Raw genomic sequence first — 23,640 nt, forward strand, 5'->3', positions numbered from 1 at the left:
CCGGCATCAAATATGTGTTGGCCCGGCAGGCTTCGGTGCCATGCCGGCTGGGTTGGCACGTCGGCGAAATGCGGACTTCCCAGGTGCGCCAGCCGCTCAGGAAGGAGTCGGGGGTGCGGGGACGTCCGGACGCAGGCGCCATTCGCGGTCGCCCTCGCGGCGGCGGACCCGCACGGTGTTGACGAAAAGATGTCAGCACCCAGACCTGCGACGTCCGCGAGCGTGCGCCGGAGTACGGATCTCCCCGTACCCCCGGCGTGCCAACCAGGCCGGCGTGGCGCCAGCCTAAAGTAGAAACTCAGGACGGCTTGACAGCCTCCTGCGAGAACCCGGCCACGCGCTTGTAGTTCTCGGAGATCTGGCGCAGCTCTTCCTGGCTGATCAGGTCATCGATATGGCGGAAGGGCTTGCCGCCGCTGAGTTCATCGACCTTGATGTTGATGAAGTCCGGCGGCGTGCTGCGGTTGGTGCGCACCACACGCGCGGTGGGTTCCACCCGGGCCTGGTCGTAGATCTGCAGGGCGGCCTGCGCATCGGGGGTGACGGCCAGCAGCTCGGCCAGGGTGCGCGCGTCGATCAGGCCCTGGGCCGCGCCATTGGAGCCGCGCGGGTACATGGGGTGGGCGGCGTCGCCCATGAAGGTGACGCGGCCGAAAGTCCAGCGGGCCACCGGGTCCTTGTCGACCATGGGGTACTCGAGGATGTGCTGGGCATTGGCGATGAGGGCGGGCACATCGAGCCAGTCGAACTTCCAGTCGGCGTAGATGGCCTCGAAGTCGGCCTTGTTGCCCGGGCGGTTCCAGTCGTTCATGGCCTCGCCCTCGTGCTGGATCTCGGCCATCCAGTTGATGAGCTGATTACCCTGCCCGTCCACGTTGTCGACGATGGGGTAGATCACCAGCTTGCCGGTGTGAATCGACCCCACGCGCATATAACTCTTGCCCGTCAGGATGGGCTTGTGCACGGTGACACCGCGCCAGGTGTTGATGCCGGCGAAGGCCACTTTCTCGTCCGGGTAGAACTGGCGGCGGATGGTGGAGTTCACGCCGTCGCAGGCGATGACGATGTCGGCGCGCACGCTGGGGCGCTTGTTCCCTTTGGTATCGACGAAGTGCACGGTGGCGCCCATGGCGTCCTGCTCGACGCCGGTGCAGCGGTGGTCGGTGTGGATGCGGGCCGGGCCGATGCGGGCCAGCGCCTCCTCGAACAGGATGCGGTGCAGCTTGCCGCGGTGGATGCCCACCTCCGGAAAAGGATAACCGGCATGCCGTCCGCGCGGCTCCCGGTAGATGTACTGGCCGTAGCGGTTGAAGAACACGCTCTCCAGGTTCTCGATGCCCACGGCCTCCAGCTTGCTTTGCACGCCCAACGCGGCCAGCTCGCGCATGGCGTGCGGCAGCAGGGTGATGCCCACACCCAGTTCCTTCACCTCGGGCACAGCCTCGTACACCTCGCAGGCGATGCCGCGCTGGTGCAGGGACAGGGCCAGGCCCAGACCGGCCACACCGCCGCCCACGATGGCGATGCGGGTGTCCTGATGCAGCTCACCCATGGGCTTACTCTGCCTGGATGTTGTTGCGCCGGATGACGGCGCCCCAGCGCGGGTAGTCCCGGTTCACGATGTTGCCCAGCTCGGCCGAGCTGGACGATTCGGCCAGCAGGCCGGCCTTGCCCAAGGCGTTGGAGATTTCTGGCAGTTTCAGGATGGCGGCGAGTTCGGTATTCAGGCGCTGGACCACGGCGGCGTTGGTCTTGGCCGGCACGAAGAAGGCGTACCAGAGGTCGACGTCCACGCCCTTGGCGCCCAGCTCCTCGAAGGTGGCGACATTCGGCGACACCGGGTGGCGCTTGGGGCTGCCAACAGCCAGCGCGGTCAGACGGCCCGAATTCACGAAGCCCTGGGCCACGTGCACCGGCAGGAAACCCACGTTGAGTTCACCCGAGAGCAGGTCGGTGGTGTAGCCGGCCGAGCCGCGGTAGGGCACGTGCAGCATGAAGGTCTGCGTCTGCACCTTGAAGAGCTCCATGGCCATGTGGTGCGGCGTGCCGACACCGGGCGAGCCGTAGCTGATGCTGCCGGGTTTGGCGCGGGCCTGGGCCAGCAGGTCCTGCAGGGACTTGATGCCGGTCTTGGGGTTGGCCACCAGCATCAGCGTGCCCCAGGCCGCCATGGAGACGGGCGCGAAGTCCTTCACCGGGTCGAAGGGCACGTTCTTGTAGAGCTGCGAGGCCATGAGCATGGTGTTGGCGCCCATGAGCACGGTGTAGCCGTCGGAGTTGCTCTTGGCCACTTGGTCGGCGCCGATGTTGCCGCTGGCGCCCGGCACATTGCTCACCACCACGGGCTGGCCCAGGCGCTCGGACAGGCGCGGCGCCACCGAGCGGGCGATGGTGTCCATGCCGGTGCCCGGCGTGAAGGGCACGATGATGCGCACGGTCTGCGCGGGCCAGGTCTGGGCGCCGGCAGCGCCGGCCAGCAGGAGCAAGCCTGCGAACAGATGCTTGATCGTCTTCATCTCGGTCTCCTCTTGGTGTGGTCAGGGTGAACTTCAGCGGATCTTGAAAACCGTCTCGGCATTGGTCTGGAAAAACTGGCGCTTGTGCTCCAGCGGCATGGCCATGGCGTCCAGCATGTTCACCTCATCGGGCGCGTACTGGTAGGGATAGTCCATGGCGTACATCACGCGGTCGGTGCCCATGAAGTCCTGGGTGAACTTGATGGCCTGTTCCCAGGCCACGCCGCTGTTGGTGATGTAGAAATGCTCGCGCAGGTACTCGCTGGGGCGTTTTTTGATCGGCTGGATGCTCGGGTACCGCTGCGACTTGACCGTGGCCTGGTGCATGTAGTCCAGGCGGTAGGCCCAGAAGGGCAGCGCCTCGCCCATGTGGCCCAGGATCATGCGCAGCTTCGGGAAACGGTCGAACACGCCAGCCGTGATGATGCGCATGGCGTGCAGGCCTGTCTCCACGCCGAAGCCGTAGATGGCGCCGTCCAGGCCGCATTCCTGGAAGGGCTGCAGCATGCCGGGCGGCAGCGCATTGGGGTGCAGGTAGATGGGTGCGTCGTTGGCCTCGGCGGCGGCAAAGATGTCCCAGAACTTGGGGTCGGACAGGTACTCGCCCTGGGTGTGCGAGTTGATGATGACCGAGTGCATGCCCAGCTTGCTGACACCGCGCTCGATCTCCTTCGCGGCAGCGACCGGGTCCTGCGGGGCGATGGCGATCATGCCGGCTAGGCGCGTGGGATGGCGGCGGATGGCGGCGGCCAGTTCGTCATTGGCACCCTGCACGAAGGACACAGCGGTGGCCTTGTCCATCACCTGCGCGGCCGGCGAGGTCAGCGCCAGCACGGCCATGTCCACACCCGCCGCGTCCATGTGCTGCAGGCGCAACTGGTCCAGGTCCAGCAGGCCGCGCATGATGTGCTGCGCGCGCTCGCTGGGGCTGCTCATGTAGAAGCCCATCAGGCCGCGGAAACCGGGGTCGGCGTCGCCGCGCGCCAGGATCTTCCCGTAGATGTCGAGCATCTCCTGCGTGGCAAAGGCCTCTTCGGTGGCGATGCGCCGGTAGGGCACTTTTTGCGGGGCGGCCGGGTTGGCCAGATTGGGGAGTTTCAACTCCATGTCTTGTCTCCAGGGGATGCTCAAATTGACTTGAGTCATCTTAATTAACCTCGATATCATCAACAATAGACCAATTCGTCTATTGACCTTAATCGAATCGAGTTAAATCATGGACACCCTGGCCAATCTGAAGGCTTTCGTGATGACGGCGGAAACCGGCAGCTTTTCCGAGGCGGCCCGCCAGGCCGGGCTGGCCACCTCGGTGATCGCCAAACGGATCAACCAGCTGGAGTGGCGCATCCGGGCCCCGCTGTTCACGCGCAGCACACGCAAGCTGACGCTGACCGATGTGGGCGAGCGTTACCTGCCCACCGTACGCGCCATGGTGCGGCAGATGGACGACACACTCGACGGCATGGCGCAGGCCAGCGGCGCGCTGGAAGGGCATATCCGCGTGAAGATCCCGACCACGCTGGGGGTGCTGTACCTGAGCAAGCTGCTCAACCGCTTCCTGCAGAGCCAGCCCCTGATCAGCATGGAGGTGGTACTGGCCGACCGCTCGGTCAACCCGATCGAGGAAGGTTTCGACATGGCCATCGGCGCGCGGCCGGAGTCCTACGGCCAGGTCCTGGACCACCCGCTGTGCCCGATCCGCCGCCGCCTGTGCGCCGCGCCGTCCTATCTGGCGCGCAAGGGCACACCGGCCACGCCCGCCGACCTGCTGGAGCACGACTGCCTGGTGCTGACCACCACCGGCAGCCGCTGGGAGCTGCATGGCCCGCAGGGTCTGGTGGGCGTGGACGTGCGGCCCAAGCTCAGGAGCAATGACGGCACGGCCCTGTGCGCGGCAACCCTGGATGGCCAGGGCATTGCCCTGCTGGCCGATTACCTGGTGGCACCAGCGCTGCGCGCAGGCACGTTGCAGGAGGTGCTGCCCGGCATGCAGTTGCAGGACATCTGGCTCAAGGCCCTGGTGCCGTCCAACCGCATCGACCTGCCGCGCATCCGCGCCCTGCTGCAATGGCTGACGGAGCAGTTGCGGCAAACACCGCTGTGGGATGGGCAGGTGGAGGTCTCGGCCGGCGCCTGAGGCCGCCGCGGCCTCAGATGGCCGAATTGCCGGAGGCGATGCCCCACTTGGCCAGCGCCTGGTCATCGCTGACGCGGGCATCGACCCAGCGCGCGCCTTCGGGCGTCTGTTCCTTCTTCCAGAACGGCGCCTGGGTCTTGAGGTAGTCCATCAGGAACTCGCAGGCCTGGAAACTCTCGCCGCGATGCGCCGAGGTGACCACCACCAGCACGATCTGGTCCAGCGGCAACAGCGGGCCGACACGGTGGATGACACGCGCAGCGTAGATGTCGAAACGCTTGAAGGCTTCGTCGATCATCTGCTCGATGGAGTTCTCAGTCATGCCCGGGTAGTGCTCGAGCTCCATGGTGCTCACCGACTGGCCGTCGTTGCGGTCCCGCACGGTACCGATGAAAGAGCACACGGCCCCCACACGTTTGTCCTGCGCGCGCAGCGCCGCGATCTCGGCGCCGACGTCGAAGTCCTGGGTCTGGATCGAAACGCGGGCGGTCATGAGATCAGCCCCCCGTCACCGGCGGGAAAAACGCCACTTCGCAGCCTTCGGTCAGCGCCGCGTCCTCGCCACTCATGACTTGGTTCAACGCCACACGTACGGCACGGCCGCGCGCCAGGCTCTGGGCATGGGCGCCGCCGCGGGCGATCAATTCGTCGCGCAGCGCACCCAGCGTGGTCGCCGTGGTCTGCAGCGTCTCGCTGCCCGTGCCCAGGCTCTCGCGGATGGAGGCGAAATATTTGACGTGGACTTTCATGCCATCAATTCTGCAAAAGCCAGGAAATGGACGATATCGCCTTGGGCGATCGTCGTGTTGGCCGGGTTGTCGACCAGGCCATCGCCCCAGGCGGCCGAGGTCAGCACACCCGAGCTCTGGTTGGGGAACAGGTCCAGGCCGCCGGCGGCGTTGCGGCGCACGCGCAGGAACTCGCGGCGCTTGTCGCCGCGCGTCAGCTCGAAGTGCGCGGGCAGGGCCATGCGCACCGGCGTCACATCGGCCACGCCCAACAGGCGCAGCAGGAAAGGCCGCACCAGCAGCATGAAGGTGACGTAGCTGGAGACCGGGTTGCCCGGCAGGCCGGCGAAGTGGCAGGCGTCCTGCGGGCCGCGCGTAGCGCCTTCGCCGCGGTAGAGCTTGCCGTACGCAAAGGGTTTGCCAGGCTTCATCGAAATTTGCCAGAGGTCGAGCTCGCCGAGCTGCTGCACCGAGGGCTTGATGTGGTCTTCCTCGCCCACCGACACACCGCCGCTGGTCAGCACCAGGTCGTGGTTCTCGGCCGCGCCCTGCAGGGCCTGGAGAGTGGCCTCGCGCTGGTCGGGCACGATGCCGTAGTCGGTGACCTCGCAGCCCAGGCGTTGCAGCAAGGCGCGCAGGAAAAAGCGGTTGGAGTTGTAGATGGCGCCAGGCGGCATCTGCTCGGGCGACACATCACCCGGCATGACCAGCTCGTCGCCGGTGGAGAACAGGGCCACGCGCGGGCGGCGCACCACGGTCAGTTGTGCCAGGCCGATGCCGGCGGCCATGCCTAGCGCAGCGGGGCCCAGACGCTGGCCGCGCGCCAGCACCACGGCACCACGCGTCACGTCCTCGCCGGCGCGTCGGATCCACTGCCCGCTGGAGGGCACGGTTTTCACGCGAACGCTGCCCTCTTCCACCACCTCGCAGTCTTCCTGCATGACGATGGCGTCGGCCCCGGGCGGCACGGGTGCGCCGGTGAAGATGCGTGCGGCCTCGCCCGGGCCCAGCGGCTGGCCGTGGTGGCCTGCGGGGATGCGCTGGGTCACGCGCAGCACCTTGCCCACAGCGGGCACGTCGGCGCAGCGCAGGGCGTAACCGTCCATGGCGCTGTTGTCCTGCGGCGGCACGTGCAGTGCCGAGACCAGGTCCTGCGCGAGCACACGGCCGTCGGCCTCAAAGGTGCTGAGGGTCTCGGTGCCTGCCAGCGGCAGGGCCTGGACCAGCAGCTCGGCCAGCGCCTGGTCCAGCGACTTCAGGGGGGCACGGGGCGCGTTCATGCGAGGTACACCTCGGGGTCGTAGTCGAAGCGCTCGCCGTGGGCCACCAGCCAGCCGGCCACCGCATCGGGGTTGTTGAGGTCCAGCACGTCCAGACCCGTGGGCACCGGCAGCTGGCTCGCGTCGTCGGTGGCCACGGCGGCGATGAAGTCGTCATCGGGGTAACGCACGGGTTTGCCGTTGGCGGCTCGCCAGACCTCGACCTTGAGCAGGTCGCTGTTCTTGAAACCTTCGACCAGCACCCAGTCCACGCCGTCATACAACTCGGCGATCAATTCATGCACCGTGGGCTCGTGCAGCTGCTCGAACTCGCGCATCATGGCCAGGCGGCGGTTGGAGGCGATGACCACCTCGAAGGCGCCGGCCTCTCGGTGGCGCCAGCTGTCCTTGCCCGGGTGGTCGATGTCGAACTTGTGGTGGGCGTGCTTGACCACGGACACCCGCAGGCCGCGCAGCTTGAGCGCAGGGATGAGCTGCTCGACCAGGGTGGTCTTGCCCGAACCAGAGTAACCGGCGAAACCCACCACTTTCATGAAACGATCACTCCAAAGCTACGAATTTGATAGCACATGACGGATACCCCGGAGCGAAACGACAACTCAGGCACAGTGCCGCACGATGTAGTCCTTGACCACCTGCACATCGGCCGCGATCACGACCACGCGTTTGGGCAGTTGCTCGATGCCTTCGAACTTGGCCGGGCGGTCCGGCTCGCGCCCCAGCGCCTCGACGATGGTCGACGCGAACTTGATGGGCAGCGCCGTTTCCAGCACGATCATGGGCACACCCGGCTGCAAGTGCTCGCGCGCCACCTTGACGCCGTCGGCGGTGTGCGTGTCGATCATCACGCCGAAACGCTCCCAAGTGTCACGGATGGTAGCGAGCCGGTTGGCATGCGTGCTCTTGCCGCTGACAAAACCATACCGGCTGCGGGCCTGTGCAAACGCCGGAGCGGCGCTCAGGTCAAACTTGCCGGCCTTGGAGAGCTGCTCGCCGAACAGGGACTTGACCTTGGCGCCGTCGCGGCCCAGCAGGTCGAACACGAAACGCTCGAAGTTGCTGGCCTTGGAGATGTCCATGGACGGGCTGGAGGTCTCGTGCGTGTCGGCGCTGCCGCGCACACGGTAGACGCCGGTGCGGAAGAACTCGTCGAGCACGTCGTTCTCGTTGGTGGCCACCACCAGGCGCTCGATCGGCAGGCCCATCATGCGGGCCACATGGCCGGCGCAGACGTTGCCGAAGTTGCCCGAGGGCACGGTGAAGCTGACCTTCTCCGCATTGTTCTTCGTGGCTTGAAAGTAACCGGCGAAGTAATACACCACCTGGGCCACCAGACGGGCCCAGTTGATGGAGTTGACGGTGCCGATCTTGTACTGGCGCTTGAAGTCCAGGTCGTTGGAGACGGCCTTGACGATGTCCTGGCAGTCGTCGAACACTCCCTTGACCGCCAGGTTGTGGATGTTGGCGTCCTGCAGGCTGAACATCTGCGCCTGCTGGAAGGGGCTCATGCGGCCGTGCGGGCTGGTCATGAAGACGCGCACGCCCTGCTTGCCGCGCATGGCGTATTCGGCCGCGCTGCCGGTGTCGCCGCTGGTGGCGCCCAGGATGTTGAGTTCTTCGCCGCGGCGGGCCAGCTCGTACTCGAACAGGTTACCCAGCAGCTGCATGGCCATGTCCTTGAAGGCCAGCGTGGGGCCGTTGGACAGGGCTTCGAGATGGACGCCGTTCTCCAGCTTCTTCAGCGGCACGATCTCCTTCGTGCCGAACACGGCTTCGGTATAGGTCTTGCGGCAGATGGCGCGCAGATCGTCGGCCGGGATGTCGTCGATGTAGAGCGAGAGGATCTCGAAAGCCAGATCGGCGTAGGGCAAGGCGCGCCAGTTGGCGAGCGTGGCCTCGTTCACCTGCGGATAGGACTCGGGCAGGTAGAGGCCGCCGTCGGGTGCCAGGCCTTCGAGCAGGATTTCGCAGAAGCGCTTGCGGTCGGCGTGGCCGCGTGTTGAGACGTACTTCATCCGGCCAGCTCTTCCTTGCGGATGCGCACGATGGGCGCCAGCACGGTAGGCAGGGCCTGCAGCTTGACCAGGGCCTCGTCCATGGTGCCCTCGCGCGCGTCGTGCGTGAGGATGATGACGTCGGTCTGGGTAGAGCCTTCGCCGCCCACCTCGTCGGCCTCACGCTGCAACACGGCGTCGATGCTGATGCCGGACTCGGCCAGGATGCCGGTGACCTTGGCCAGCACGCCGGCCTGGTCGGCCACGCGCAGGCGCAGGTAATAACTGGTCACCACCTCGCTCATGGGCAGCACGGGCAGGTTGCTCATGGCATCGGGCTGGAAAGCCAGGTGCGGCACACGGTGCAGCGGATCGGCCGTGTGCAGGCGGGCGATGTCCACCAGGTCGGCGATCACGGCGCTGGCCGTGGGCTCGGAGCCCGCGCCCTTGCCGTAGTAGAGCGTGGTGCCGACGGCGTCGCCGTTGACGACCACGGCGTTCATCGCGCCTTCCACATTGGCCAGCAGGCGTTTGCTCGGCACCAGGCTGGGGTGCACGCGCAGCTCAATGCCCTTGGCCGTGCGCTTGGTGATGCCCAGCAGCTTGATGCGGTAGCCCAGTTGCTCGGCGTACTTGATGTCGGCCGCACCAAGCTTGGTGATGCCTTCCACATGGGCCTTGTCGAACTGCACCGGGATGCCGTAGGCAATGGCCGACATGAGCGTGACCTTGTGGCCCGCGTCCACGCCTTCGATATCGAAGGTGGGGTCGGCTTCGGCGTAACCCAGGCGCTGCGCTTCTTTCAGCACGACGTCGAAGTCCAGGCCCTTGTCGCGCATCTCGGACAGGATGAAGTTGGTGGTGCCGTTGATGATGCCGGCGATCCACTGGATGCGGTTGGCCGTGAGGCCTTCGCGCAGGGCCTTGATGATGGGGATGCCACCAGCGACAGCGGCCTCGAAGGCCACCATCACGCCCTTGGCAGAGGCCGCCGCGAAGATCTCGGTGCCATGCACGGCCAGCAGGGCCTTGTTGGCCGTGACCACGTGCTTGCCGGCCGCGATGGCTTCGAGCACCAGCTGTTTGGCGATGCCATAACCACCGATGAGCTCGATGACGATGTCGATCTCGGGGTTGGCGATGACAGCACGCGCGTCGTTCACCACCTTGACACCCGGGCCCACGAGGGACTGGGCGCGCGCCACGTCGAGGTCGGCCACCATGGTGATCTCGATGCCGCGGCCGGCGCGGCGCTTGATCTCTTCCTGGTTGCGCTTGAGCACGTTGTACGTGCCCGAACCGACGGTGCCGATGCCCAGCAGGCCTACTTGTATAGCTTTCATCTTTGATTCAGTCCATGGCGCCGCGGCGCCGTCTTTCAAATGTCAGGCCTGTGCCAGGCGCTTGCGGTAGCTCTCGAGGAACTTGGCGATGCGACCGATGGCCTCGCGCAGATCGTCCTCGTGCGGCAGGAACACGATGCGGAAATGCTGGTTGTCCGGGTAGTTGAAGCCCGAACCCTGCACCAGCAGCACCCGCGTCTCCTCCAGCAGTTCCAGGATGAACTGCTTGTCGTCCTGGATCGGGTAGACCTTGGGGTCGAGCCGGGGGAACATGTACAGCGCGGCCTGCGGCTTGACGCAGGAGACACCGGGGATGGCGGTGATCAGCTCATAGGCGATGTCGCGCTGGCGGCGCAGGCGGCCGCCCTCGTGCACCAGGTCGTTGATGGTCTGGTAGCCGCCCAGCGCGGTCTGGATGGCGGACTGCCCGGGCACGTTGGCGCACAGACGCATCGAGGACAGCATGTTCAGCCCTTCGATATAGTCCCTGGCCGACTTCTTGTCACCCGAGACCACCAGCCAGCCGGCGCGGTAGCCGCAGGAACGGTAGCTCTTGGACAGGGAATTGAAGGTCAGCGTGAGCACGTCGTCCGACAGGCTGCCCAGGGCTGTGTGCGTGACACCGTCGTACAGCACCTTGTCGTAGACCTCGTCGGCCATGATGACCAGATTGTGCTCGCGCGCGATCGCGACGATGCCCTTGAGCAGTTCGTCGGAATACAGCGCGCCGGTCGGGTTGTTCGGGTTGATGACCACGATGCCCTTGGTGCGCGGGGTGATCTTGGAGCGGATGTCGGCCAGGTTGGGCATCCAGCCATTGGACTCGTCGCACTGGTAGTGCACGGGTGTGCCGCCCGACAGGCTGACCGCCGCCGTCCACAGCGGGTAGTCCGGCGCGGGCAGCAGCATCTCGTCGCCGTCATTGAGCAGGCCATTGGTGGCCATGACGATCAGTTCGCTGGCGCCATTGCCCAGGTAGATGTCATCGAGCGTCACGCCCTTGATGCCCTGCTCCTGCGTGTACTGCATCACCGCCTTGCGTGCGACGAAGATGCCCTTGCTGTCGGAGTACGCTGCCGCATTGGGCAGGTTGCGGATCATGTCCTGGCGGATTTCCTCGGGCGCCTCGAAGCCGAACACCGCCAGGTTGCCGATGTTGAGCTTGATGATGCTGTGGCCCTCCTCCTCCATCTGCTTGGCGCGCTCCATGATGGGGCCGCGGATGTCGTAGCAGACGTTGGCCAGCTTGTCCGATTTGCGTATGTTTTTCAAAATCCCTCCGGGGTACGGCAGGATGGCGTGCAAAAGTCCATCCTTGTTGCAAGGCGAAACCTATAATTTGACCACAGATTAAGCAGGTTTCATGAAACTCCAGCCCGACAAACCCAGTGTCCAGACCATCAACGGCTATGGTCCGGGCTGGATCGCCATCGATGCTGAAAAATTCAGCACAAGTCTCGTGCTCGGTTCGCGCGGCGAACGACTCGTCTGGGACTGCTCGCGTTACGAAGACCTGGGCACCGCGCACTTCACCCCGCTGGCCGAACTGCGCCCGGAACTGGTGCTCTTCGGCAGTGGCACACGCCTGCGTTTCCCCCGCCCGGAATGGCTGCAGGCCCTGGTGGCCCTGGGCATCGGCCTGGAAACCATGGACACAGCAGCGGCCTGCCGCACCTACAACATCCTCGCCGCAGAGGGCCGGCACGTGGTGGCCGCCCTGTTACTGGAAACTCCCTAGCCTTGCCAGGCGACGGGACATGGTTTTCAGGGTAAAATCTACAGATCGAGTCGGGTCCCACGCCCCGCTGTCACGGCCAGCATCCCGACCCTTCTCCGACAGCTGCTGTCACACAAGATTTGAGTCATATGGCGATTGTTGTCAACAAACCGATACCGGAATTCGAAGCCAACGCCACCAGTGGCATCCGGGTTTCCAACACCTCCCATCTCGGTCAGACCCTGGTCCTGTATTTCTATCCCAAGGACAACACCCCGGGCTGCACCACGGAAGCCATGCAGTTCCGTGACAAGTACAAGGACTTCGTGAAAGCAGGCGCCATGGTATTCGGCGTCTCGCGCGACAACATGAAGTCACATGACGAATTCAAGTCCAAGCTGGAACTGCCCTTCGAGCTGATCGCCGACACCGAAGAGAAGATGTGCCACATGTTCGGCGTGGTCAAGAACAAGATCATGTACGGCAAGAAGGTCAAGGGCATCGAGCGCAGCACCTTCCTGATCGGCGCCGACGGCGTCCTCAAGCAGGAATGGCGCGGCCTCAAGGTCCCCGGCCACGTGGACGAAGTGCTCAAGGCCGTCAAGACCCTGAAGAAAGCCGCCGCCGCTGCCGCGGCATGAGCCTTTCTCCGCCCTGATGCTTTTGAGCAACAGGGGACTGTACTTTCAGACGGCTCATGCATAATGAATTCATGCCGTTGAGGTTTGCAACTGCTCTCGCCAAACAAAGCCGCCCAGGTTTACCGGGCGGCTTTTTTGTTTTGCACACGGCATCCGCCCCACTCTCCTCCAGCACCTACCCACATGCCCCTGCCCCCCGCCCCCACCAAACGCGCCGCCCTGCTCTCCCCTGATGCTTTCGAAGCCCCGGCTCGCGGCAAGCCGCGCAGCGGGCGCAAGTCGCCAGCTTCGTTCGACAGCCCTGAAACCCGGGACAAACCGCAGGCCCGGGATCTGTTCGAACATGGCGGCAGCCTGGGAAGCGACTCCGCGGGACCCGCCATCCAGGTAGAAACACGGCGCACGCCAGCCCGTCCCGCCCCCAGCGTCCAGGAAAAGCAGCAGGACCGGCCGCGTTCGAAAAAGACAGCCCGGACGGGCCCGGCCAAGCTGTTCGTGCTCGACACCAATGTGCTGATGCACGACCCCATGTGCCTGTTCCGCTTCGAGGAGCACGACATCTTCCTGCCCATGATCGTGCTGGAGGAACTCGACGGCCACAAGAAGGGCATGACCGAGGTGGCGCGCAACGCCCGCCAGACCAGCCGGACGCTGGACGCCCTGGCCGGCGCCCAGGGCGCCGACATGACCACCGGGCTGAAGCTCGACAGCACCGGCCACCGCGAAGCCGGCGGCAAGCTCTTCTTCCAGACCCAGCCGCTGGACTACAAGCTGCCCACCAGCCTGCCCCAGGGCAAGGCCGACAACCAGATCCTGGGCGTGGTGGAAGCGCTGCGTGTGCAGTACGCGCCGCGCGAGGTGGTACTGGTGTCCAAGGACATCAACATGCGCGTCAAGGCGCGCGCCCTGGGCCTGGCCACCGACGACTACCAGAACGACAAGACGCTGGAAGACGGCGACCTGCTCTACTCCGGCTCGCTGGCGCTGCCGCCCGACTTCTGGACCACCGAGGGCCAGAGCGTGGAGAGCTGGCAGCAGGGCCAGCACACCTTCTACCGCATCACCGGGCCCATCGTGCCCAACCTGCTGATCAACCAGTTTGTCTACTTCGAGGCGCCGGGTGAACCGAGCTTCTACGCACGCGTGACCGAGATCCGCGGCAAAAGCGCCGTGCTCAAGACGCTCAAGGACTACACCCACCTCAAGCACGCCGTCTGGGGCGTGGCCACGCGCAACCGCGAGCAGAACTTCGCCATGAACCTGCTGATGGACCCGGAGGTGGACTTCGTCACCCTGACCGGCACCGCCGGCACCGGCAAGACCCTGATGGCCCTGGCCTCCGGCCTGACCCAGGTGCTGGACGAGCGCCGCTACACCGAGATCATCGTGACCCGGGCCACCGTGAGCGTGGGCGAGGACATCGGCTTCCTGCCCGGCACCGAAGAGGAAAAGATGGGCCCCTGGATGGGCGCGCTGGACGACAACCTGGAAGTGCTGTCCAAGACCGACACCGGTGCCGGCGAATGGGGCCGCGCGGCCACCAGCGAGCTGATCCGCAGCCGCATCAAGATCAAGAGCATGAACTTCATGCGCGGGCGCACCTTTCTCAACAAGTACGTCATCATCGACGAGGCGCAGAACCTGACCCCGAAGCAGATGAAGACCCTGATCACACGCGCCGGCCCCGGCACCAAGATCATCTGCATGGGCAACTTGGCGCAGATCGACACGCCCTACCTGACCGAAGGCTCCTCGGGCCTGACCTTTGCGGTCGACAAGTTCAAGGGCTGGCCGCACGGCGGGCACATCACGCTGGCCCGCGGCGAACGCTCGCGGCTGGCGGATTTCGCCAGTGAGGTTCTCTGAACTTCTCGGGGCAGACACCCCAACAAAAAAGGGGCCGTCAGGCCCCTTTTTCATGGTCGTGACGGATCAGAAATCGCCGCTGCCGTACCCGGCCGCCAGGTTCTCGAAGCGCGTCAGCTTGTTGAGGAAGGCCAGCTTGACAACGCCGGTGGGGCCGTTACGCTGCTTGGCGATGATGATCTCGGCCACACCGGGCTCCTTGCAGGCGTCCTTGGTGTAGTACTCGTCGCGGTAGATGAACATGATGATGTCGGCGTCCTGCTCGATGGCGCCGGATTCGCGCAGGTCGCTCATCATGGGGCGCTTGTCGGGACGGGTTTCCACGCTGCGGTTGAGCTGCGAGAGCGCGATCAGGGGGCAGCCCAGTTCCTTGGCCAGCATCTTCATGCCGCGCGAGATCTCCCCCAGCTCGGTGGCGCGGTTCTCGTTGTCGCCACTCGAACCGCTCATCAGCTGCAGGTAGTCGACCACGATGAGGCCGAGCTTGCCGCACTGGCGTGCCAGCCGGCGCGCATTGGCGCGCAGCTCGCTGGCGGTCAGGCCGGCGGTCTCGTCGATGTGCAGGGAGATGGTGCGCAGCTTTTCGATGGCCTCGGTCAGGCGCGGCCACTCGTCGTCGGTCAGCTTGCCGGTGCGCAGGTGGCCCTGGTCGATGCGGCCGATGGAGCCCACGATACGCACCGCCAGCTGGGCCGCACCCATTTCCATGGAAAACACGGCCACCGGCAGGCCTTCGTTGAGCGCCACGTGCTCGGCGATGTTGATGGCGAAGGCGGTCTTGCCCATGGAGGGGCGCGCTGCCAGCACCACCATGTCGCCCGGCTGCAGGCCGGAGGTCATGCGGTCCAGGTCATAAAAACCCGTAGGCACGCCTGTGATGTCGTTGGGGTTGTCCGCCATCTCCTGCACGCGGTCCAGCAGGTCCACCACCAGGGTGTCCATGGACTGGAAGCCGCGCTTCATGCGCGAGCCCTCCTCGCCGATGTTGAAGATCTTCTGCTCGGACTCGTCCAGGATGGTGGCCACCGGCCGGCCCTGGGGGTTGAAAGCGTTGGTGGCGATCTCGTCGCTGGCCGCCACCAGCTTGCGCAGGATGGCGCGCTCGCGCACGATCTCGGCGTAGCGGCGGATGTTGCCGGCGCTGGGCACATACTGCGCCAGCCCGTTGAGATAGGCCAGGCCGCCGGTTTCCTCGGCCTTGCCCTGGCTTTGCAACTGCTCGAAGACGGTGATCACGTCGGCCGGGCGGCTGGCATTGACCAGCTGGCTGATGGCGCCGTAGATCAGGCGGTGTTCATAGCGGTAGAAATCGCCATCACCGAGCAGGTCGCTGACACGGTCCCAGGCGCCGTTGTCCAGCAGCAGGCCGCCCAGCACGCTGGATTCGGCCTCGATGGAGTGCGGCGGCACGCGCAGCTGCGCAATCTGGCGGTCGGGGCTGTAGCCCTCGTCTACGGCGGTCAATACAGCTGACATTCAGTGGTGTTCCTTGTGATGCCCGATCCTACGACGCGGCGGGCCCAGCGTCGAGTGAAATGCTGTGGACAAGCCGGTGAATAACTGTGGGCAGCCTGTGCACTTGCAAGGATAAGTAATGCCGATCGGCCATGAAAAAAGCCGCCAGGGCCCGGGGCCCGGCGGCTTCTCTGGGGAGGACCGGATCAGGCGGTTTCGCCGTACACGGACACGGTGATCTCGACCACCACGTCGGTGTGCAGGGCCACGCTGACCGTGCTGTCGCCGACCAGCTTGATCGGGCCGTTGGGCATGCGCACCTGGGCCTTGCTCACCTTGTAGCCGGTCTTGCCCAGTTCTTCGGCAATGTCGAAGTTGGTGACGGAGCCGAACAGACGACCATCCACGCCGGCCTTCTGGGTCAGCTTGAGGGTGGTACCGGCGAGCTTCTCGCCCAGGGCCTGGCACTCGGCCAGCTTGGCGGCAGCGACCTTTTCCAGTTCGGCGCGGCGGGCTTCGAAGTCCTTCTTGGCCGCTTCGGTGGCGCGACGGGCGCGGCCGGAGGGGATCAGGAAGTTGCGGGCGTAACCGTCTTTCACCTTGACGATTTCGCCGAGGTTACCCAGGTTCACGACCTTGTCGAGCAGAATGATTTGCATGGTCGGACTCCTTAGATCTTGTGCTGGTCGCTGTAGGGCAGCATCGCCAGGAAGCGAGCGCGCTTGATGGCGGTGTTGAGCTGGCGCTGGTAGATGGCGCGGGTGCCGGTCAGACGGGCCGGGATGATCTTGCCGTTTTCGGCAACGAAATCACGCAGCGTGTCGATGTCCTTGTAGTCGATTTCCTCGACGCCAGCGACGGTGAAGCGGCAGAAGCGCTTGCGCTTGAACAGCAGCGACTGGGTGTTGCGCTTGGGGCGCTTGTCTTTGTTGAATTTCTTGAACGTGGCCATGGGGCCTCCTGTTTAATCTTGACTGAAATCTTGGATGTGAAACACCAGGTTCTTGCCGTTGCGGGGAGTGGCGACAAAGCCTTGGAACCTCCAGTTGCTGCCGACGGCCTGCTTGACAAGCCGCTCGGCCAGCGCGCCAAAGGCAACTGCCTTGGCGCTGGCCAAGACCCGCCTGTCCTGTCCCGCTTCCTGAAGCAGCGACTCGTGTTCGAGCCTCAGATCCAGGGCCGGCAAACCGGCCGGCGTGTAGCGCAGAGCACTGAGCTCGGCGATGGAAGCAGTCAGAACCAGCTGGTTGGCGCCGGGGTTCACTCCTCGCTAACGATCAGGCCTGGAATTCAGCCTGCTGGGCCTTGCGGGCGTCTTCACGCTCGACGGTCTTCATCATGGAAGACGGACCGGTCTCGGCCTTCTTCTTCAGAACCGTCAGGTGACGCAGCACGGCGTCGTTGAACTTGAAGGCATGCTCCAGTTCAGCCATCACGGCCTGGTCAGCCTCGATGTTCAGGCACAGGTAGTGGGCCTTGGCCAGTTTGTTGATCATGTAGACCATCTGGCGACGGCCCCAGTCTTCAACACGGTGGATCTTGCCACCACCGGCGGTGATCATGCCCTTGTAGCGCTCGAGCATGGCGGGGACCTGCTCGCTCTGATCCGGATGGATCATGAGGACGATTTCGTAATGACGCATTGAAACTCCTTGTGGATGGAAGCCGCCCCCGGCGTCTACTGGGGTGCGGCAAGGTGGGAACCAAGCATTATAGCCCAAAGCTCCGCCCCGGGCCATCCGGAACCCGGGGAGGGGCTCAGGCGCGGGCAATCCAGCCCTGCTGGCGGGCCAGGCGCTGCACTCCGCGCCAGTTCTCGCACTGGGCCGCCACCCGGGGCCAGACCCGCAGCAGCAACTCGCATTCGGCCAGGGTATCGGCCGCGGCCTGGTGACGCACCGCACACTCGATGCCGAAGTGCTGCATCCATTCGTCCAGGGAACGGGCCCGCACCTTTTCGTGCGTGACGGCACAGAGCTGCTCGATGTCCACCCAGGGGTTGGGCAGCGTGCGCCCGAGGTAGTGGCGCATGTGGCGGGTGATCATGGCCTGGTCGAAAGCCGCATGGAAGGCCAGCAGGGGCGACTGCCAGACAAAACCGGCAAAGGCCTCCAGGGCGGCGTCGGGCGCCATGCCCTCGCGCTGGCGCTGCACGCCGATGCCGTGCAGCAGGATGTTGTCCTTGGCCTCCGTCACCTGCTCCTGGCGCAGCACCACCTCGAAGCTGTCGCCCAGGTCCACGCTCAGGCGCCCGCGCGCCCAGTCCACGCGCATGGCGATGGCGGCGATGGCCAGCAGGCGGTCACCATGCGGGTCCAGGCCGCTGGTTTCCACGTCCAGCATGACCCAGCGCTTCTCGTCCACGACGAAGTCGCCCCGCCCCTTGAGCCAGTCGAGCCAGGCCATATCAGCGCTCGTAGTCCAGCTGGATGCGCTGCTGCAGGTTGCGCGCCACGCGGAAGGTCTCCTTGAGGATGCGCCGGTCGATGTCATTCAGCTTAAGCAACTCGACATGGTTGGGCCAATCGGTCGACGCCCCGCCCTGCAGCTGGATCTGCAGGCGCAGCATCTGCAGGAATTCGAAGCCGCTCACCCAGGCCTCGTATTCATGGGCCAGCACGCCCAGGATCGGACCGACCGCCTTGAGGCGCTCGCGTGTGCCGGTGGCTGCCAGGCCCTGGGCCAGGGCATACAGGCGGGCCGCGTCGACGAACAGGGCCGTGCCCTGCAGCTTGAGATCGATGCGGCCCTGCTCGTCGGTGGCAATGCCGCCGACCCAGTTCAGGGGGGGCTCGCGCGTGAGCGCGTTGAGCGCCATCTGCTTGAGGAAACGCGGCACCCGTTCAGCCGAACGGTTGACCTCCTCCCGCAGGCCATGGGCCAGCTCGGCGTCACCCGCCAGCGACCGGAAATCGAAATAGATGCTGGCGTTGAGCAGGTCCTGCGGGGCGCCATGCTCGATCCAGTGCGCAAAACGTTCGCGCCACTGGCGCAGCGTCAGGCAGCACTCCGGGTTGCCGGCCATGATGCCGCCCTTGCACAGCGGGTAACCGCAGGCGTCCAGGGCCTGGTTGACGTCGCGCGCAAAAACCAGGATCTGCTCACGTTGCGCCGGCGTGATGTCATCCGGCAGGATCAGGGCATTGTCCTGGTCGGTGGCGATGGTCTGCTCGCTGCGTCCCTCCGAGCCCAGCGCCAGCCAGCACAGGCGGTCCAGCGTGATGCCGTGCTCGGCCGCCTTGAGCTCCAGCAGGCGCTCGGTCAGCACGTCGTTGAGGTGGCTGATCAGCGCCGTCAGCTGGCGTGCCTGCACGCCCTGGCTGAGCAGGCTGAGCGCGAAACGGCGGATGTCCTGCGCCACCAGCTTGAGCGTGTCCACGTCGGCTGCGCCGCGGATCGAGGTGCTGACGTGCTTGAGGCTCAGGCGCTGCATGGCAAACAGGTCGCGCTCGGAGACGATGCCCACCACCACCCCGTCGCGCGTGATGGGCACGTGGCGGATGGTGTGGCGGCTCATCAGCAGGGCCGCGTCCTCGGCCGTGTGCTCGTGCGTCAGGTGGTGCACTGGCTGCACCATGACCTCGCCGATCGGCGTGTCCAGCGGCACCTCCTGCAGCGTGATGCGCCCGAGGATGTCGTCGCGCGAGAGGATGCCCAGCGGTTCGCCGCGCTCGCTGGTCACCAGCATGGAGCCGATGCGGCGCTGGTGCATCTCGGTCAGCGCGACACGCAGCGGCGTGCCGGGCCGGCAGGCCACCGGCAAACGCGGCGTCAGGTCCCCCAGGCGCGTTTCCAGCGACTGCTCGGCCAGGGTGCGCGAGGAATAGGCCACCTGCAGGGCCTGGCGCGACAGGTCCAGGAACTTGAGCACGCGCCGGTTCAGGAAATCGGCAAAGGCCACGCTTTTTTGCGCCAGGGCCTGCATGGTGCTGACAGGCAGCGCCAGCACAAAGGTATCGGTGGTGGCCTCGTAGCTGGCCGTCACGGCGCGTGCGGCCAGGGCCGCGCTGATGGGGAAGAGATCGCCGGTCTCGTACTGGAAGGCCCCCCCCGATAGATCGGCCAGCCCGCGCTTGCCGCTGACCGCCCCCTGGCGTATGAAAAAAAGCTCTTTCACCTCGCCGCTGTCGGGCTCGATCAGGGTCTCACCCGGCGCGAAATAGAGCTGCTGCACGTGGCTGAGAAAGAAGTCGAGGTCGGTCGCCTCCATCTGGGAAAACGGCGTGTAGCGCGCCAGTTCCTGGCGCAGGTTGGCCAGCAGGCTGCCCGAGGGCATCTGGGCGACCATCGTGGTGACGGGTGCTGAGGTGGCTTGTGTCATGTACTGATGTCCTGCCATGTGCCGCGGGGTTGTGTCTAGCTTAGCGCAATCGCCATGAAAAAAGCCCGGCAACTTGCGTTGCCGGGCTTCGGTCATCTGATCTGTATCAGATGTCCATCAACTTCAGATCGCGATGGTTTTCATGCGCTCTTGAGGTTGGGGTAGCGCACGTGGTCCACCAGGTCCTGGATCTTCTTGCTCGGGGCAGGCGTCACCAGGCTGACCAGGATGATCACGGCAAAACCGACCGGCACGCCGAACATGCCAGCCGAGATCGGCTGGATGTCCCACCAGAGTTGCACCGGCGAGGTGATGCCGAACATGCCGCGCAGCCAGGGCTGGGTCATGACCATGTAGTACACGGTCGTGCCCAGGCCGGCGATCATGCCCAGCGAAGCACCGATGCCGGTGGCGCGCTTCCAGAAGATGCCCAGGGTCAGGGCCGGGAAGAAGGCGGCAGCAGCGAAGGAGAACGCGGCAGAGACCAGGAACAGGATGTCGGCCGGCTTCTGTGCCGCCACGTAGGCAGCAGCCAGGGCCACAACCAGCAGCAGGACCTTGGAAATGGTCACGCGGCGGGCGGTCGAGGCGTTCGGGTCGATCATCTTGTAGTACAGGTCGTGCGACAGCGCGTTGGCGATGGTCAGCAGCAGGCCGTCAGCCGTGGAGAGCGCAGCGGCCAGACCGCCAGCGGCCACCAGGCCGGAGATCACGTAGGGCAGACCGCCGATTTCCGGCGTGGCCAGCACCACGATGTCACCACCGATGCTCATCTCATTGAGCTGCAGGATGTTGTCCTTGTTGATGTCCACCACGGACAGCAGCGTCGGATCAACACGGTTCCAGGACTGCACCCACTGCGGCAACTGGTCAAACGGCGTGCCGATCAGCACGTGGAAGACCTCGTACTTCACCAGCACGGCCAGGGCCGGGGCCGTGAAGTACAGCAGGAAGATGAAGAACAGCGACCAGCTCACCGACTCACGGGCTTCCTTCACGCTGGGCACCGTGTAGTAGCGCATCAGGATGTGCGGCAGCGCGGCGGTACCCACCATCAGGCAGAAGATCAGCGCCAGGAAGTTGCGACGCGACACGTCGTAGGCCTTCTGGGCGGCAGCATCGCCGTTCGGATCACCCGCGAACTGGGCGGCGTGCGGAGTCATGCCATTGAGCGGCTTGGACTTGACGTCGGCGCCGGCCTTGGCAGCCGTCCAGGCCTTCTTGGCGGACTCAGCGTCCTTGGGCAAGGCAGTCAGAGCCTTCTCGGCGGCGGCGATGTCGGCACCCGGCGCGTTGGCGGCCTTCAGCTCGGTCAGCTTCTGCTCGGCGGCGGCCTTGTCGGCAGCCAGGGCAGCGGCGGGATCCTTGAGCTTCTCGGCCAGGGCAGCGGAGCGCTGCTTGAAGATCTCGCGAACTTCAAGTTCCTTGGCGTCGGTCGACAGCAGCTTTTCCTTGGCGGTGACCTTCTCCAGCTGGAAGCCGTAGATGACTTGCGGCACCGGCACATTGGTCTGCTTCACGGACAGCCACACCACCGGGATCATGTAGGCCACGATCAGGATGATGTACTGCGCCACCTGGGTCCAGGTCACGGCGCGCATGCCGCCGAGGAAGGAACACACCAGGATACCGCCGAGACCCAGGAAAATACCGATCTCGAAAGCCACGCCGGTCAGGCGGGCGGTGATCAGGCCCACGCCGTAGATCTGTGCCACCACATAGGTGAAGGAGCACAGGATGGCGGCGACGATGCCCAGGAAACGCGGGATGTTGCCGCCGTAGCGCTCACCCAGGAAGTCCGGCACGGTGAACTGGCCGAACTTGCGCATATAGGGCGCGAGGAACAGGGCCACCAGGCAGTAACCGCCCGTCCAGCCCATGATGAAGGCCAGACCTGCATAACCGGTCAGGTACAGGGTACCCGCCATGCCGATGAAGGAGGCGGCCGACATCCAGTCAGCACCCGTGGCCATGCCGTTGTAGATGGCAGGCACGCGACGGCCGGCCACATAGTATTCAGCGGCGTCGGTGGTGCGGCTCATGATGCCGATGCCGGCATACAGGCCGATGGTGGCCAGCAGGAAGATGAAGCCGATCCACTGGCGGGGCAGGCCGAGCTGCTCGAGGATGGCCAGGGCCACCACGAACACCAGGAAGCCACCGGTGTACCACTTGTAAACCTTGTTCAGGTTCTGCTTAAAAGCCTTGTTGGCTGCGGCACCCGTGGGGCCCGCATCAGATCCAAACATTCCAGCCATGATTTACTCCTCGGTTTCCTGGACACCGTGCTCGATGTCCAGCTTGTTCATGTAACGCGCGTAGTACCAGATGATCAGGCAGTACACGACCAAGGACCCTTGAGCACCCATCCAGAAGCTGAAAGGCCAGCCAAAGAATTTAAAGCTCAGTTCGCGGGCAAAGAAGCTCACGACAAAGGTTACGACGAACCATATCGCCAGCAGGATGCCGGTGATATTGAGGTTCTTGCGCCAATAACGGCGGTGGTTATCGGTCAACTCCATGTTTCCCATGTTTACCTACCTCCAACAAAGTCACCCTCGCGGGCATTTCGCGATCACCACCTGTCTCCTGGTGGCCTGCTGCCGGATCGCGGCTTATCGTTATCTGGTCCCGGCTTGCACCGGGCCCATCAAGTACCCGCTCAGCTGGTCGGCGTGGCCGGGCTTGCAAGCAAGCCCGTCTCGCGTTCCAGCTGGGCGGCCACTTTGGGCTCGAACCCCTTGAGATGGCGAATGATCTTCACCGCCTCGTCGGGCTCTTGCCGGTCGACATGAACCCGCGCCAGCTGATACCAGCCGAACGGGCTCATGGGCTGCAGTTCCGTGTTCTTCTTGAGGGCCGCGACGGCTTCGTCAAAGCGGCGGGTCTGGATCAGGACCAGGGCCAGGCCGTACCAGGCGCGGTCCATCTTGGGGTCGATCCCGATGACGCGGCGAAAGGCCTCTTCGGCGCGCGCATGCTCACCGGCTTCCTCGAGCATGTAGCCCAGGTTGAACCAGGCGGCCAGGTTGTCGGCGTGGCGTGCCGCCAGCTGCTCCTGGGCGGCCAGGGCCTCGGCCTTGCGGCCCAGCTGGGCCAGCACGTGGGCCCGGCTGGCCAGGGCGTAGAAATTGTCGGGGCGCTGGACCAGCATCTGCTCGAAGCAGGCCAGTGCCTGCAGCTTCTGGTTGAACACCAGCAGCGCCATGGCCTGCAGCTTGAGGAAGAAGAAAGACAGGGTGGCGTTCATTTGCACAGCTCCACGCCGATCTGGATGCAGGTCTGGATCTTGTAGATCGTGGCACCCAGCCAGATGAAGAGCAGCAGGAAAAAGGCCACCAGCGGCACGTGGCGGTCCAGCACCAGCTTGGGGGTCAGCAGCCGGGCTGCGGACACGAAGGGCCGGGTCATGATCTGCAGGATTTGATAGAACAGGTTTTGCTGCTTCTTGGCGCCGGCCAGCAGGCCCAGCAGCCACTGGCCCAGCAGGGCCAGGAGGGCGATTTCGGCAATCAGTTTGATGGTGGAAGCGACAGCGAGCATGTAGACCTATTCGTACGGTTGAGCGCATTGTGTGGTTGGCACTTACCTGTTTCTTACAAGGCACGTAGAAACACGCATCTGCGCTGGCAAACCCTGTCA

Annotated in this window: 25 protein-coding genes; 4 read left to right on the top strand and 21 right to left on the bottom strand. The window is 64.9% G+C overall.

Features of this window, described 5'->3' with window-relative positions; genetic code table 11:
* Positions 1 to 298 precede the first annotated feature (298 nt).
* From HTY51_RS09025 to HTY51_RS09035, 3 genes are read right to left on the bottom strand one after another with little or no spacing between them, the layout of a single operon-like run.
* Positions 299 to 1,552, bottom strand: coding sequence for a flavin-dependent oxidoreductase (locus HTY51_RS09025; RefSeq protein ID WP_174252430.1), 1,254 nt, complete (start codon positions 1,550 to 1,552; stop codon positions 299 to 301).
* Between the two features lie 4 nt (positions 1,553 to 1,556).
* Positions 1,557 to 2,516: a tripartite tricarboxylate transporter substrate binding protein gene (locus HTY51_RS09030; protein ID WP_174252431.1), complete on the bottom strand. Its 960-nt coding sequence runs from the start codon at positions 2,514 to 2,516 to the stop codon at positions 1,557 to 1,559.
* A gap of 33 nt (positions 2,517 to 2,549) precedes the next feature.
* A complete protein-coding gene (locus HTY51_RS09035; RefSeq protein ID WP_174252432.1) occupies positions 2,550 to 3,623 on the bottom strand; it encodes an amidohydrolase family protein in 1,074 nt (357 codons plus the stop codon).
* A 109-nt stretch (positions 3,624 to 3,732) separates the two neighbouring features.
* Between HTY51_RS09035 and HTY51_RS09040 the strand changes: the two genes are divergently transcribed.
* Entirely contained in the window at positions 3,733 to 4,653 is a 921-nt protein-coding gene (locus tag HTY51_RS09040; RefSeq protein ID WP_174252433.1) for a LysR family transcriptional regulator, read from the top strand.
* Between the two features lie 13 nt (positions 4,654 to 4,666).
* Here HTY51_RS09040 and moaE read toward each other — a convergent pair whose 3' ends face one another.
* The 7 genes from moaE to HTY51_RS09075 form a co-directional block, all read right to left on the bottom strand.
* Positions 4,667 to 5,146, bottom strand: coding sequence for a molybdopterin synthase catalytic subunit MoaE (moaE, locus tag HTY51_RS09045; protein ID WP_174252434.1), 480 nt, complete (start codon positions 5,144 to 5,146; stop codon positions 4,667 to 4,669).
* Positions 5,147 to 5,150: 4 nt separating this feature from the next.
* Complete coding sequence (gene moaD / locus HTY51_RS09050) at positions 5,151 to 5,402, bottom strand: molybdopterin converting factor subunit 1 (RefSeq protein ID WP_174252435.1); 252 nt, start codon at positions 5,400 to 5,402, stop codon at positions 5,151 to 5,153.
* Entirely contained in the window at positions 5,399 to 6,661 is a 1,263-nt protein-coding gene (gene glp, locus HTY51_RS09055) for a gephyrin-like molybdotransferase Glp (RefSeq protein ID WP_174252436.1), read from the bottom strand. Before glp ends, moaD begins: the two co-directional genes overlap by 4 nt.
* Positions 6,658 to 7,194, bottom strand: coding sequence for a molybdopterin-guanine dinucleotide biosynthesis protein B (gene mobB, locus HTY51_RS09060; RefSeq protein WP_174252437.1), 537 nt, complete (start codon positions 7,192 to 7,194; stop codon positions 6,658 to 6,660). Before mobB ends, glp begins: the two co-directional genes overlap by 4 nt.
* Positions 7,195 to 7,260: 66 nt before the next feature.
* Positions 7,261 to 8,676, bottom strand: a complete 1,416-nt coding sequence (gene thrC, locus HTY51_RS09065) for a threonine synthase (protein WP_174252438.1) — start codon at positions 8,674 to 8,676, stop codon at positions 7,261 to 7,263.
* Positions 8,673 to 9,998: a homoserine dehydrogenase gene (locus HTY51_RS09070; RefSeq protein ID WP_174252439.1), complete on the bottom strand. Its 1,326-nt coding sequence runs from the start codon at positions 9,996 to 9,998 to the stop codon at positions 8,673 to 8,675. Before HTY51_RS09070 ends, thrC begins: the two co-directional genes overlap by 4 nt.
* A gap of 42 nt (positions 9,999 to 10,040) precedes the next feature.
* Complete coding sequence (locus HTY51_RS09075; RefSeq protein ID WP_174252440.1) at positions 10,041 to 11,270, bottom strand: pyridoxal phosphate-dependent aminotransferase; 1,230 nt, start codon at positions 11,268 to 11,270, stop codon at positions 10,041 to 10,043.
* A 91-nt stretch (positions 11,271 to 11,361) separates the two neighbouring features.
* Between HTY51_RS09075 and HTY51_RS09080 the strand changes: the two genes are divergently transcribed.
* The 3 genes from HTY51_RS09080 to HTY51_RS09090 all read left to right on the top strand — a co-directional run bounded on the left by HTY51_RS09080 (position 11,362) and on the right by HTY51_RS09090 (position 14,222).
* On the top strand, positions 11,362 to 11,736 hold the full coding sequence (locus HTY51_RS09080) for an Mth938-like domain-containing protein (RefSeq protein WP_174252441.1): 375 nt from the start codon (positions 11,362 to 11,364) through the stop codon (positions 11,734 to 11,736).
* 128 nt (positions 11,737 to 11,864) lie between these two features.
* A complete protein-coding gene (locus HTY51_RS09085; protein ID WP_174252442.1) occupies positions 11,865 to 12,356 on the top strand; it encodes a peroxiredoxin in 492 nt (163 codons plus the stop codon).
* A gap of 183 nt (positions 12,357 to 12,539) precedes the next feature.
* Complete coding sequence (locus HTY51_RS09090) at positions 12,540 to 14,222, top strand: PhoH family protein (protein WP_174252443.1); 1,683 nt, start codon at positions 12,540 to 12,542, stop codon at positions 14,220 to 14,222.
* A 66-nt stretch (positions 14,223 to 14,288) separates the two neighbouring features.
* On the opposite strand, the gene dnaB is transcribed toward HTY51_RS09090, so the two are convergent.
* From dnaB to HTY51_RS09145, 11 genes are all read right to left on the bottom strand, one after another.
* A complete protein-coding gene (gene dnaB / locus HTY51_RS09095) occupies positions 14,289 to 15,698 on the bottom strand; it encodes a replicative DNA helicase (RefSeq protein WP_174252444.1) in 1,410 nt (469 codons plus the stop codon).
* A 185-nt stretch (positions 15,699 to 15,883) separates the two neighbouring features.
* Positions 15,884 to 16,336, bottom strand: coding sequence for a 50S ribosomal protein L9 (rplI, locus tag HTY51_RS09100; RefSeq protein WP_174252445.1), 453 nt, complete (start codon positions 16,334 to 16,336; stop codon positions 15,884 to 15,886).
* A gap of 11 nt (positions 16,337 to 16,347) precedes the next feature.
* Positions 16,348 to 16,629 (bottom strand): 30S ribosomal protein S18, encoded by a 282-nt coding sequence (gene rpsR, locus HTY51_RS09105; protein WP_174252446.1) that lies wholly within the window; start codon positions 16,627 to 16,629, stop codon positions 16,348 to 16,350.
* A gap of 12 nt (positions 16,630 to 16,641) precedes the next feature.
* The gene (gene priB, locus HTY51_RS09110) at positions 16,642 to 16,941 is read right to left on the bottom strand and encodes a primosomal replication protein N (RefSeq protein ID WP_174252447.1); all 300 of its coding nucleotides are present in this window, start codon (positions 16,939 to 16,941) and stop codon (positions 16,642 to 16,644) included.
* Between the two features lie 13 nt (positions 16,942 to 16,954).
* Positions 16,955 to 17,320, bottom strand: coding sequence for a 30S ribosomal protein S6 (gene rpsF / locus HTY51_RS09115; RefSeq protein WP_174252448.1), 366 nt, complete (start codon positions 17,318 to 17,320; stop codon positions 16,955 to 16,957).
* 115 nt (positions 17,321 to 17,435) lie between these two features.
* Positions 17,436 to 18,083, bottom strand: a complete 648-nt coding sequence (locus tag HTY51_RS09120; RefSeq protein ID WP_174252449.1) for a PolC-type DNA polymerase III — start codon at positions 18,081 to 18,083, stop codon at positions 17,436 to 17,438.
* 1 nt (position 18,084) lies between these two features.
* The gene (locus HTY51_RS09125) at positions 18,085 to 19,998 is read right to left on the bottom strand and encodes a DUF294 nucleotidyltransferase-like domain-containing protein (protein ID WP_174252450.1); all 1,914 of its coding nucleotides are present in this window, start codon (positions 19,996 to 19,998) and stop codon (positions 18,085 to 18,087) included.
* Between the two features lie 140 nt (positions 19,999 to 20,138).
* Positions 20,139 to 22,256, bottom strand: coding sequence for a sodium:solute symporter family protein (locus HTY51_RS09130; RefSeq protein WP_174252451.1), 2,118 nt, complete (start codon positions 22,254 to 22,256; stop codon positions 20,139 to 20,141).
* Between the two features lie 3 nt (positions 22,257 to 22,259).
* Positions 22,260 to 22,520, bottom strand: coding sequence for a DUF4212 domain-containing protein (locus HTY51_RS09135; RefSeq protein WP_174252452.1), 261 nt, complete (start codon positions 22,518 to 22,520; stop codon positions 22,260 to 22,262).
* Positions 22,521 to 22,660: 140 nt separating this feature from the next.
* Positions 22,661 to 23,248 carry a tetratricopeptide repeat protein gene (locus HTY51_RS09140; protein WP_174252453.1) on the bottom strand — a complete coding sequence of 196 codons (588 nt, stop codon included), beginning with the start codon at positions 23,246 to 23,248 and terminating at the stop codon, positions 22,661 to 22,663.
* Positions 23,245 to 23,541 (bottom strand): hypothetical protein, encoded by a 297-nt coding sequence (locus tag HTY51_RS09145; protein ID WP_174252454.1) that lies wholly within the window; start codon positions 23,539 to 23,541, stop codon positions 23,245 to 23,247. Before HTY51_RS09145 ends, HTY51_RS09140 begins: the two co-directional genes overlap by 4 nt.
* Positions 23,542 to 23,640: the final 99 nt, after the last annotated feature.

This window comes from Rhodoferax sp. BAB1 (assembly GCF_013334205.1).
In the GTDB taxonomy this organism is placed as follows: Bacteria; Pseudomonadota; Gammaproteobacteria; order Burkholderiales; family Burkholderiaceae_C; genus Hylemonella.